7 protein-coding genes are annotated in these 12,591 nt (G+C 64.9%); 6 read left to right on the plus strand and 1 reads right to left on the minus strand.

Annotated features, from left to right (window positions below; all coding sequences use genetic code 11):
- Window positions 1-62 precede the first annotated feature (62 nt).
- The gene (locus tag GPT33_RS12710) at window positions 63-926 is read right to left on the minus strand and encodes an SDR family oxidoreductase (RefSeq protein ID WP_296809498.1); all 864 of its coding nucleotides are present in this window, start codon (window positions 924-926) and stop codon (window positions 63-65) included.
- 250 nt (window positions 927-1,176) lie between these two features.
- On the opposite strand from GPT33_RS12710, the gene GPT33_RS12715 reads away from it, so the two are divergent.
- The 6 genes from GPT33_RS12715 to GPT33_RS12740 all read left to right on the plus strand — a co-directional run bounded on the left by GPT33_RS12715 (window position 1,177) and on the right by GPT33_RS12740 (window position 12,427).
- A complete protein-coding gene (locus tag GPT33_RS12715; protein WP_296809499.1) occupies window positions 1,177-2,214 on the plus strand; it encodes a CDP-6-deoxy-delta-3,4-glucoseen reductase in 1,038 nt (345 codons plus the stop codon).
- A gap of 74 nt (window positions 2,215-2,288) precedes the next feature.
- Window positions 2,289-2,909, plus strand: coding sequence for a hypothetical protein (locus tag GPT33_RS12720; protein ID WP_296809501.1), 621 nt, complete (start codon window positions 2,289-2,291; stop codon window positions 2,907-2,909).
- A 161-nt stretch (window positions 2,910-3,070) separates the two neighbouring features.
- Window positions 3,071-5,116, plus strand: coding sequence for a TonB-dependent receptor (locus GPT33_RS12725; RefSeq protein ID WP_296809503.1), 2,046 nt, complete (start codon window positions 3,071-3,073; stop codon window positions 5,114-5,116).
- Window positions 5,117-5,130: 14 nt separating this feature from the next.
- Window positions 5,131-5,706 carry a hypothetical protein gene (locus GPT33_RS12730; protein WP_296809504.1) on the plus strand — a complete coding sequence of 192 codons (576 nt, stop codon included), beginning with the start codon at window positions 5,131-5,133 and terminating at the stop codon, window positions 5,704-5,706.
- A 6-nt stretch (window positions 5,707-5,712) separates the two neighbouring features.
- Window positions 5,713-7,143: a GGDEF domain-containing protein gene (locus GPT33_RS12735; protein ID WP_296809506.1), complete on the plus strand. Its 1,431-nt coding sequence runs from the start codon at window positions 5,713-5,715 to the stop codon at window positions 7,141-7,143.
- Between the two features lie 142 nt (window positions 7,144-7,285).
- Complete coding sequence (locus tag GPT33_RS12740) at window positions 7,286-12,427, plus strand: response regulator (protein ID WP_296809507.1); 5,142 nt, start codon at window positions 7,286-7,288, stop codon at window positions 12,425-12,427.
- Window positions 12,428-12,591 lie beyond the last annotated feature (164 nt).

Raw genomic sequence — 12,591 nt, forward strand, 5'->3', positions numbered from 1 at the left:
GTGCGGTGCAGGACCGAATCATAGCGGCCAAACGCGTTCGAGGATATGCACACGCCGATCGCCTAAAAGAGACCGCGCAGACCCTCGGCCAGCGACGGGTAACGCAAATCCACACCTAACTCTTCGCGCAGCCGATCGTTGCGCAGACGACGCGACTCGCTCAGATACGACAGCATGCCCTCGGAAAGGCGATCCGAGGCCTCCTCGAGGCCGATCAGGGGAGGGCTCGGCAGCCCGGCCGCGGCGGCCACGTCCAGAAAGTAGTCCGTCATGGTGCTGGGGTGGCCGTCGCAGGCGTTGTAGAGGCCACCCGACGGGGCCCGTTCCATCGCTGCGATACAGGCCGTCACCAGGTCGTCGACATGGATCCGGTTGGTGTAGGGCGCATCCTGCGGCCTGACCATGGGTGTACCCGCCCGGATGCGCTCCAGAGGCAATCGGTCGGGACCGTAGATCCCTGCCACGCGCAGGATGACCAGATCCCGGCCGCTCGCCGCGCTCCAACGACGCAGCGTCTCCTCCGCATCCAGGCGCCGTTGCGAGCGCGCCGCCACAGGTGCGACCGGATGCGTCTCGTCGATCCAAGCACCGGCACAGTCGCCGTAGACGCCTGTCGTGCTGATATAGACGACGCGCAGCGGATGACCGAACCGCTCGAAGAGTTCGACAAGATGTCGGGTATGCGGGTCTTGAACCCCGCTCCCGGGCGGCGGCGCGAGATGAAAGATCCGCGCACCGGCAAGACCGAGATCGCCGAGATCCTCGGCCGCGAGATCGCAGTGTAAGCCCTTGATACCTAGCTGCTCGAGCCGAGCAACCCCGGCATCGGATCGCACGATGCCGGTGACGGCCTCGCCCTGATCCCGATAGTGGCGGGCAACCCGAGTACCCACATATCCACACCCGACAACGACTTGCTTGTTCATGATCCGACCTGCCTCGAATTTGCGGACGCGGCACAAGATGTCTCAAAATCGTTGAATCGCGTCGGGAGTGCAAATCCGCGTTGCACCGGGCGCGCCGACATCGAGAACACCCGAAACGTCGGCGCAGACGCGATTCAAATCGTTCAAAAATGATCATTAAACCGCGTCTCCACTGCGGCCGCCGGTGTAAATGAGGCCCAACGAACCCAAAACCATCGCACAATCACTCCGGACGCGGTTTAATGATGAGATGAGCTTCAAGATTCGAACCCTCCCCGCGGAACATCACTTCGATGTCGAGTCGGGCGAAACCATCCTCGCCGCCGCGCTGCGCCAAGGCGTGGGCCTGCCTTACGGGTGTCGCGACGGCAAATGCGGATCCTGCGCGGTCCACCTGCTCGAGGGCCGGGTCGACTACCCGAGCGGGCAGACCGAGGCGCTCGAAGGCCAGCCCGAGGACAGCTGCCTGACCTGCCAGGCCGTGCCGGCCTCCGATCTGCTGTTGCGCGTGCGCGAGGTGCCGTCGGTTGCGCACATCGAGGTCCGCACGCTGCCCTGCCGGGTCTCGCGCAAGGAGCGTCTTAATCACGACGTCATGCGCCTCTTCCTGAAACTGCCGGAGAACCAGCGGCTGCAATTCCTCGCCGGCCAGTATCTGGACTTCATTCTCCGCGACGGCCGCCGACGGGCGTTTTCCATCGCCAATGCGCCCCACGACGACGCCGAGATCGAGTTGCATGTCCGGCATGTCCCCGGCGGCGAGTTCACCGCCTATGTCTTCGAGAGCATGCCCGAGAAGAGCATCCTCCGAATCCAGGGACCGATGGGCACCTTCGTGCTCCGCGAGGACTCGGATCGCCCGATCATCCTGATGGGCGGAGGCACCGGGTTCGCGCCGCTGAAAGGGATGATCGAGCACGCCATTCATATCGGGCTCGACCGCCCGATCGCGCTCTACTGGGGGGTACGTGCGCAGCGCGACCTCTACCTGACCGATTTGCCGGCCGCTTGGGCACGGCGACTGCCTTCGTTCCGCTTCGTCCCGGTGCTCTCGGAGCCGGATCCGCACTGGCGGGGACGCACCGGATTCGTTCACATGGCCGTTCTGGAGGATCACCCGGACCCGAGCGGGTTCGATCTCTACATGAGCGGACCGCCCGTCATGGTCGAGGCCGGGCGTGTCGCCTTCGAGGCCGCAGGGCTCGACCGAGATCGCATGTTTTCGGACGCCTTCGAATACGCCGCCGATACCAAGGCGCGCACGCCGAAGGAGAGCGGGGCGACCTGAGCTTGTCCTGCCGCCCGGAGCGGGGCACACTTCCGCGCCCGATGGATTTTTTCGCGATCTCGGAGCTTTCGCTTATGCGCCCTATCCGGCTTGCCGTCGCGTTCGGCCTTGCCGCCCTTATCACGCTCGGCTGCGTGCCCGGGCCCTTGAGCACGACCTGGATCGAGCCCGGTACACCCCCGACCCCGTATCGCGACCTTATCGTCTTCGGCATCTCCACCAACCCGATCGTACGCCGCGCGTACGAGGACAATTTTGTCGAGGCGCTCAAAGGCGCGGGCGTCCAAGCACGTGCTGCGCATACCCTGCTCTCAGACCGCGATGTCGGCCGCTCGCGGGCAGTCCAGGAGGCGGTCGGACGATCCGGAGCCGACGGGGTCATTGTCACCTACCTCGCGGGAGAGAACCCGGATGCCGCCCCGAGCGGTGGACGCACCCATGTGGTTCCGAGCCTTTACGGGCGCCTCTACCCGTATTATGGTCACATCCTGAGCGAGGTCACCGCCGCGGGGTATTACGCCAATTATCGCGCGCTTCGGCTGGAGGCCAATCTCTACGACGCGGGACGCGCAAAACTGGTCTGGTCCGGTCGCTCCGACACCCTGGATCCGAGCTCCGAGCAGACCATGATCAGCGAGGTCATCGCCGCCATGATCGGAAAACTCAAGGCAGACGGTTTCCTGCCGACGTCTTAGGGGTACTTCGGGTTTTTGGGCCGCCCCGGCTCAGCGCTCGTGTCGTCACGGGCAGGCGCCACCGGGGTGAGGACGCCCGTCCTTCAACGGCTCTTCCTCATATCGAACGGGTCGGTTGCATCACAGGGATGCCGCTCGCGCCAAGGGCTCGGAGGCCTGGTGTGTTGTCGTCAAAAGCACTGAAAAGATCACTCGCGCCGCGCGGACTCGCCGCGTGGATAACGGTCTCGATCCTGGCCGCGGGCCAAGCAACCGCCTCGCAATCGACGCCCGAATCCGCAGACGCGCCGCTCGGCGATCTGCTGAGTCTTCTCGACCAGGAAACCGAGCTGGCAACCCGCAGCGGAATGAACGCCGACTTCGTCCCGGGCATGGCGACGATCCTGTCCGGATCCGACATGCTCGCCCGCGGAGCGCGGACGGTCTGGGAGGCGCTCTCGCTGGTCCCCGGCATCAGCCAAGGGCTCGAGATGACGGGCGAGCGTCAGATCCTCAGCCGCGGAGTGGGTTTCGGCTACGCCTCGGGAAACATCAAGGTTCTGCTCGACGGCGTGTCGATGAACGCGACCCTGCTCGCCACTGCAAACCCGGTGCTGAACATCCCCATCGAGCAGATCGAGCGCATCGAGGTCATCCGCGGACCCGGATCCTCGGTGCATGGCGAGTACGCCTTTGCCGGCGTGGTGAACGTCATCACCCGGCAAGGCGACCGCACGATCCATGCCCAGGCCAACGAGCGCGCCGCTGCCGGCGGTGGCGGGATCTGGCACTGGAGCGACCCGCAACGCGATCTGACCGCCTCGATCAATCTCGCCGGACTTGCCGGCAACGGCGGCGTACACGTCTCCGAGGATGCACTCTTCGCGATCGGCGAGGCCGGGCTCTCCAACGCTCCCGGCCCGTCGAACGAGGCGAGCCGCTATCTCGGGGCCTTCGCCGATCTGCGCTGGCGCAACACCTTCGCGTCGATCAAGATCCTGGACGACGACTACGGAGACCATTTCGGGGTCAATCACTTCCTGCCGCCATCGGACGACCGGCTCGCCGCCGGGCAGAGCTATATCTCGGCTCAAATCGGCCAAGACTTGGTGCTGGCGAATTCGCTGGATGCGCGCATCCGGCTCGAGTCGCTCCAATACGAGCGCACACGCGATCGGCTCTACGTCTTCCCGCCGAGTTATTTCGACGCGCAGCCGGTCTACATGGACCAGGATTACCGCGAGACGCGCTATCTCGGGGCCGCGGACTTGCACTGGCGCGGTTGGGACCGGCATCTGCTCTTGCTGGGCGTCGAGGCAAGTCAGGTGCAGGTCGACCGAGCGAGCTGGAACTGGCTCAACCTGCCGTTCGAGGTGCCGCAGAGCTGGCTGGATACCGACCTGGACCGGCGGATTCTCAGCCTGATCGTCCAGGACGAGATCCGCGCAAGCGAGCGCGTTACGGTGACGGCCGCGCTGCGCCTGGACGACTACAGCGACCTCGGCGCCTTCCTGACCCCGCGTTTGGCTACCGTCTGGCGCATCGACGAGGCCAATATCCTGAAGCTCCAATACGCCCAAGCGTTTCGACCGCCGACCTTCTACGAGCTCGAGTATCCGGGCCGGGAGTCCATCGGCGCCGGGGAGATTGCGACCTACGAGCTGGGCTACATCCTTAAACAGCCCAGATGGGAAGGACGCCTGATCCTGTTTCAGTCCGACCTCGTCGATCCGATCGTCTTCGGGGACGACGACGACGGATTCATCAACAGCGCCGATGCACGGCTGCGCGGTGTCGAGCTGGAATACGAGGTCCGCCTCGGACCCCGCGTGAAGGTCGATGCAAATCTCTCCTACGTGGATACCGTCTCGCGCGACACCGACCGACCGCTGCCCGGCGGTACCGACACACTGGCCAATCTAGCCGTGCTTTGGCGCCCGCTCGACGCCTGGACCGCAGCCCTGCAGCTGCGCTATGTCGGCGATCGAAGCCGCCCGGAATCCGATCCGCGCGATTCGGTCTCGGGTTACGCCATGGCGGATCTCACCCTGAGCTACCAGCGAGCGGGGCCGGGCTTTTTCGCGCATTTCGGGGTCAAGAATTTGACCGACGAGACCGTGCGCTACCCCGATCTGCCGACCGGCTTCGGCGGGGTAGACCTGCCCTATCCGGACGGCTATCCCCGTCCGGGGCGGCACTGGTGGTTGTCCGTCGGCAGCCGCTTCTGACGGGGGCCGACGTCATGCCGCCGAGTGCAGGAGTCTGCCGCCGAGGTCTCGTCGCTGCACTCGTGCTGTGTGTCGGGCTCGTCGCCACACGCGCCTGGACCCAGTCGCTGTGGCAGGAGGAGGAGCAGCGGTTTCGCGTCGGGCTCAAGCTCTTTCCCGCCGTCCTCGGCGCCGTAGAAGACCTTGAAGACAAGCGCACGGACAGCGGGAATCTCGAAATCCGCGTCGTCTACGAAGGGTCCGACGCCGTCGCCCGAGATGCCGCCTCGGCACTCCGCGGGATCGGCCGGATCCACGAGATACCCTTGAACGTGGAGACCCTAAATGCGGAGGCGTTGGACTCGGACGAGTCGCTGCTCGCCGGGGTCTTCGTCGCCAGCGTGGACGTCGGCGCAAAGCGGCTGCGCCTTTGGTCGGAACGTCATCGCGCCCTGGTCTTCTCGCCCTTCGCGGGTGACGTGGAGGCCGGCGCCGTTGCGGGAATCCATGTCGCCGACCGTATCCTACCTTTCGTCAATCTGTCCCGGGCAAAACGCGCCGAGGTGCAATTCAAGCCGTTCTTCCTAAAAGTAGCACGTCGTTATGAGTAGCCCGGCATGAACGAGAGGGCCTTCGCCACGCGCCGTCGGTTCTCGCTGACCCTCGAGCGCAACCTCGCCGTGATCTTTGCGCTGCTCGGGATCCTGCTCACGACGCTGATCGCGCTGCATTGGGTATTGGTCATCGAGCCGACCCTGCGTGCGGACGCCGAAAGCCGCTCGCGTGCATTCGCCCAAGCACAGACCAGCGGGATCGAGTCGGTGCTGCGCGACGAACACCCGCTCGACCAACTCGCCGACAAGATCCGCACGGAGCTCGACGCCGTGCTTCTCCTCAAAGATCAGTCCACCGACACCCCTTTTGTCCGACGGATCACCCTGCTCCTCGACGAGGATCTGCTCGCGCTTCCACCCGAGAGTCTCGGCCTGGCGCGGGGGGTCGACCGGTGTGCGGACTGTTTCGTGACGGAGGTCCCGCTATACGATCCGGACGGTCACCTTCTGGTCGGGATCGCCACCTTTTATTCGAGTCCGCAGTTCCTGAACGACCTGGTGCGCAGCGTGCGCGGCAAGCTCCTGTGGGTCGGCGGCGCCATGCTCCTGGTCATCGGTTTCGCCTGGTTCGGAGCCAGCCGGGTGTTGCGCAGACTCGGCGAGAGCGAGTCCAACCTGCGCACCTTGTTCGAGGCGGCACCCTTCCCGATGATCTTGGCCGAGCGCGGCCTAAGCGGGATCACTCAGGCCAACCAGGCGGCCAAGACCTACCTCGCCTTGGAGTCCGACAACACCGGGCGGTTGAACAGCACGGCCTGGGAGGCACTGGTCGCGGACGGGCTTCCCGCCGGGATCGGCGAGCAGCGCGAAACCCAGATCCTGACGAGTGACCGAAGTCGACGCTGGGCCGTGGTCTCGGCCATGCCGATTCGATTCTCGGGCCTCTCCAGCCGCCTCGTTTCATTGGTCGACATCTCGGAGCTGAAGGCGATCCAAGACAACCTGCGCTTGGCCTCCTTGACGGATGGACTGACCGGGGCCTACAACCGACGCTATCTTCTTCAGAAGCTCGCCGAGGAGATCGATCGCGCCAAACGCTACGGCGACGAGCTTTCAGTCATCCTGCTCGACCTGGATTTTTTCAAGGCGATCAACGATACGTTCGGGCATCGCGTGGGCGACGAGGTCTTGGTCAAGGTTGCGGCGACCTTGCGTGCATGCATCCGCGACGTCGATATCAGCGGCCGTTACGGAGGCGAGGAATTCCTGGTGATCCTGCCGCACACCTGCGCCGCCTTGGCGTTGGAGGTCGCCGAGCGCATTCGCACCACCGTGAAGGCGCTGACCTGGAGCCAACGCGGACTTCAGGTCACGGTCAGCGGCGGCGTGTGCGAATATGCGGGAATGGACGTCGATGGCCTTATCGAGATCGCCGATCAACGGCTTTATCGGGCCAAGGCAGGGGGCAGGGATCGTGTGGCGGGAACGTCGTGATCGCGATGAGATGCAACGGTCCGTATCCGCGAGCCCAAGCGATGATTGCGAGTCCACGGGCGTTTTTCGCCGCATTGCACGCCCTGCTTTGCGATAAACCCACGTGCGCTCGGTCTACTCCTTAACGCGGACCCAACACGCCTTGACCCGAAAAGTGCTCCGCCAAGTCATTGCCGCCCCCGGCTCGCTGTCGGGGCGTCGGTTGACGCGTGCGGCGATCGCGTTGGCCGTGCTGGTCCTGATCGGCGGGGTGCTCGGAGCCTGGTGGTCCGTCGGGCTGGCCGATCGCGACATGAAGGAGCGCCTGCTGTTGGAGACGCGGCTCTTGGCGCAATCGCTGAACGTCAAGCGCATCGCGGTCCTTGCGGGCGACCTCGCCGACGCGGAAAAACCGGAATATCGGCGACTCAAGAGCCAGCTCGCCGCCGTCGCGCGCACGGATCCGCGCTACCGATTCGTCTATTTGATGGGTCGGCGCGCGGATGGGCAGTTGTTCATCTTGGTCGACAACGAGCCACCCGATTCCGAGGATTACTCACCGCCCGGCGATCTCTACGACGAGGCATCGGAGGGAGAGCGGCGTGTCTTCGCCACCGGCGACGAGCACGTGGAAGGACCGCTCGTCGACCGTTGGGGAACCTGGATCTCGGCCCAGGTCCCGATCTTCGAGCCGAGCAAGGCCGTCCAAGGCGGTGCGCTCCCGGCCGAGGCCCGCGCGCTCGTGAGGAGCGCGGCGGTTTATGCGGGCGTGCATGGCCGAGAAGCTGTGCTGGAGGCCTTGCGCGAGCCGAGCGGCCCCTTCCATCGGGGTGATCTCTACGCCTTTGCCTACGACCTCGACATGACCTTCCTGGCCCATCCGGTCAGACCCGAGCTGGTGGGGCAAAATTGGATCGACCGCCCGGACCGTGTCGGCGGCACGCCGTTCCGCAGGGAGATTCAGCGCATTGCGCTGTCGGAGGGCAGCGGTTGGGTGGCCTACGAGTACGAAAACCCGATCAGCCACCGCATCGAGCCCAAGACCACTTTCGTGCAGCGCGTCGGCGACATCATCGTCTGCGCCGGCGCCTATCGACTTCAAGGCGACGTCATTGCCGTGCTCGGTATCGACGTGGATGCCAGCACCTGGAGGATCGATCTCGCAAAGGCCACCGTGCCGACACTCGTACTCACGTTCACGCTGATCCTGATCATCCTCGCGGGCACGGCCCTGCTGATTAGGCGCGCCAGGCTCGAGTCGGGTGCCGCGCACCGGTTACGTTACTTGGAGCCGTCGCTGGCCTTGGCCTTGGGGCTCGCCTTGACCCTCTTCGCCGCATGGACGGCCCATCAGCGCGAGGCCCATGCGCGCGACTGGTCATTCACCCAATTGGCGAGCGCGCGCACCGAGTCGATCGCCGGAACCTTGCGTAACCTGCGCGATACCGAGATCGAGGGTTTGGCGAGCTTCATCAAAAGTTCGGCGGATGTCACTGCAGAGGACTTCACCCGCTACACGACCCATCTCACCCGCAATCCGGCCGTGCGTGCATGGGGATGGGCGCCGCATGTGCACACAGCGGCCCGGGACGACTTCGGCGCGCAGGCCAAGGCAGCGGGCATCGATGACACGCGGATGTGGCAGGAGGACCCGCAGAGGGGGCGAGTATCGGTGGCGGCGCGCGAGAATCACTATCCCGTTCTCTTCACGGCGCCGTCAACGACAGCCAACGTGCAGGCGTTGGGCTTCGACCTTGCCTCGGATCCACAACGCCGTGCAGCCATCGAGACGGCGACGCTCAGCGGCCTGCCCACCGCGACCGGACCCGTCACCTTCGTGCTGGAGCCCGGGAGCCCGAAGGGTATCCGCGTCGTTCAACCTGTCTACGGCGACTCGGGTGATGTACGGGGTGTCGTCGTCGCCGCGCTGCGCATGGATACCCTCTTGCTTGGCCACGGACCCGACAAGGCCGCGCGCCTGCAGATCGCTTACCTGCACCCCTCGGGAGAATTCGAGCCGCTCGCATCGAATTGGACTCCGAACGGCGAGCCGCCCGTCGGGCCGTCGCTGACCCGCCTCATTCCGATCTTCGGCGAGGTCTTCGCGGTGACGGCCCACGCGGGAGCGGAGTTCCTGGGAAGGCATCCCGTGAGGGCAGCATGGATCACGGGACTCACGGGACTCGCCCTGACCGCCGCCTTCGTGCTCGTGGTCGCATTGCTGGCTCGTCGCCATGCGGGACTGGTCGGTCTGGTCAACGCCCGAACGGAGGAGCTCAACCGATTCTTCACGACGGGACTCGACATGTTTTGCATCGTGAGCGCCGAGGGCGTGTTCTTGCGCGTGAACCCGGAATGGCAACGGACCCTCGGCTACCCGCCCGAAGAATTGGAAGGGCAACCTTTCCTCGATTTCGTGCATCCGGACGATCGTGATGCGACGCTCGAGGCGACCCGCCGCCTCGACGCACAAGGAGCGATCCTGGGCTTCGAAAACCGCTATCGGTGTCGCGACGGCGGTTATCGGTGGATCGAGTGGCGCTCATTCCCCAGCGGGGAGCTGATCTATGCCGCAGCACGCGACGTGACCGAGCGAAAGCAAAGGCAGGCCGAAAGCGCGCGACGGTTGGAACTGGAACGCGCGGCAGCCGCAATCTCAGCCCGTTTCGCGAGGGCCCGCCCGGACAACTTCGACGCCGTTCTCGATCGGTCCCTCCAACGGCTCGGGGAGCTCCTCGAGGTCGAGAGGGCCTACCTTTTCCGTCTGTCGGAAGACGGCTCGCGGATCACCAATACCCACGAGTGGTGTTCTCGCGGCATCGCCTCTCAGATGCGGCGATCGCAAGACCAGCCGGTCGAGCGTCTGCCCTGGTGGAAGGCCCGGATGGCAACCGGCGAGCCGGTGCTGATCCCCGACGTGTGTGCCCTCCCGGACGAGGCGGCCGCCGAAAAGGCCGAATTTCTTGCCCAAGGCATCCGTTCGCTGCTGTGCCTGCCCATGGTCGACAGCAGCGGCAGGCTCGGGGGCTTCGTCGGCTTCGATGTCGTCAGCCGTGCGCATGCCTGGGCGGAAAGCGACGTCGGTCTACTGCAGCTCCTCGTGCAGGTCATCGGCAGCACCATCAAGCGCCTGGACACCTTCGCCCGCCTTCAGGAGAGCGAAAAGGCGCTGCAGCGAGAGACCCGCCTGCAGGATCTCTTGATGGAGATCTCCGCAACCTATATCAGCCTGCCGTTGGACCGGGTCGATTCTGTCATCGAAACCTCGCTGGGCCATCTGGGCGATTTCGTCGGTGCGGATCGGGCCTACCTCTTCGCTTACGATTTCCAGCGGCATATCGCCACCAATACGCACGAATGGTGCGCGCAGGAAATCGCGCCGCAGATCCACACCCTGCAGGCCCTTCCGACCACCATGATCGCCGATTGGATCACGACCCATCGGCGCGGCGGCACCGTCTACGTCCCCGACGTGCTCGCGCTTGCGCCCGAGAGCAGTGTCCGACAGGTGCTCGAGCCCCAAGGGATCAAGAGCGCGATCGCCGTGCCGATGATGGACGGGCCGCGCTGCCGAGGGTTCGTCGGTTTCGATTCGGTGAGCACACACCATCGCTATTCCGACACCGAGCAGAGGCTGCTGACGGTGTTCGCGCAAATGCTCGTAAATGTTCAGAAACGACGCGAGACGGAGGAGTCGCTGCGACTCAGCCGCGAGCAAGCGGAGGCCGCCAGCCGCTCCAAGAGCGAGTTTCTGGCGAACATGAGCCACGAGATCCGTACACCGATGAACGCCGTCATCGGGCTGAGCCAAATCCTGTTGGGAACCGATCTGAACGACGAGCAGCGCGACTATCTGGGCAAGATTCACGGCTCCTCGCGCCTGCTCCTCGGGATCATCAACGACATCCTGGATTACTCCAAGATCGAGGCGGGCAAGCTGGAGTTGGAATCCCGACCGTTTCGAATCGACCAACTCCTCGAGCAAATGGCGACACTCTTCGGCTCCGCGGCCGGCGAGAAGGGTCTCGAGCTTGTCTTCCGCGTCTCCCCCGAGGTCCCGCGGACTCTGCTCGGCGATGCGTTGCGGTTGGGCCAGGTCTTGACCAACCTGCTCGCCAATGCGCTGAAATTCACCGACCAGGGAACCGTCGAGGTCCGGATCACCCGATTGGGCGGGGATACCGATCAGGTTCGCCTACGCTTCCAAGTGTCGGATACCGGGATCGGCATGGACGCCGGACAGGTCGATCGCCTGTTCCAGGCCTTTTCACAAGCCGACAGCTCCACGACACGAAAATACGGCGGCACCGGGTTGGGGTTGGTGATCAGCCGCAAACTGGTCGAACGCATGGGCAGCCACCTCGGGGTCGTCTCCTCGCCCGGAGAGGGCAGCGTCTTTTCATTCGATCTGCTCCTGCCGGTCGCGCGCGAGGACACCGGAACGGACAGTATCCGAGAGATCAGCGGCTCCCGAGTCCTGGTCGTCGACGACCACGCCGTCGCCCGAACCGTGCTCCGCGAAATCCTCGAGAGTTGGCGATGCCGCGTCGAGGAGGCCGCGAGCGGGGCCGCTGCGGTGCAGGCCGTCATCGAGGCCGACCGGACCCACATGCCCTTTGACTTCATCCTCATGGATTGGAAGATGCCCGGCGAGCTCGACGGGTTGGAGGCCGTCGAGCAGCTCTTCCGGATGCGCAAAGAGGGCGTTCTGACCGGTGCCGGAACACCGGCGATCATCGTCAGCGGCTACAACCGCGACGATCTGCCGAAGAACCGCTCGGGGCTCCGCGATTTTCTGGGCAAACCGGTCACCGCCTCGGCCCTGCTCGACACGCTTCTCGAAGCCCGCGGAGAGAAGCCGCAACCCGGCAAACCCTCGCGGCCGGCCCGGCCTCCGACGCCCTCCTTTGCCGGTGCAGCGATCCTGTTGGTGGAAGACAACGCACTGAACCAGGAGGTCGCGAAACGCATGCTTCAGCGGACCGGCGCCGTCGTGACCCTGGCCGAAAACGGTGTCGAGGCTGTCGAGCTGGCAACGACGCGGGACTTCGACCTTGTCCTCATGGATCTGCAGATGCCGATCATGGACGGTTTCGAGGCCACGCGGCGGATTCGTCTCGAGCGCCCGGATCTGCCGATCATTGCCCTTTCGGCGGCCGTGATGGAGATCGATCGGAACGGCGCCCGAGAGGCCGGCATGAATGGACACCTAGCCAAGCCGATCGACACCGTCGAGCTCTACCGGACCCTCGCACTCTGGCTGCCGAGCCATGACGACGCCGCGCCGAGGGGTGGCGCTGCGTAGGAAACCGACCCCGCATCCGACTGACCGCGGCCTCCGGCTGCCAACTTAAACCGCGCCCGGTGCGGTCTGCGTCGTTTTTTGGATTGGCTTGGCCGCGCCAGCTCCGACACCTGTCGGAGCTGGCGCGGTTTAAGGCATTAAAAAATATTCACTTCTAAACCGCG

This window comes from Thiocapsa sp., from assembly GCF_011390875.1.
GTDB lineage: Bacteria > Pseudomonadota > Gammaproteobacteria > Chromatiales > Chromatiaceae > Thiocapsa.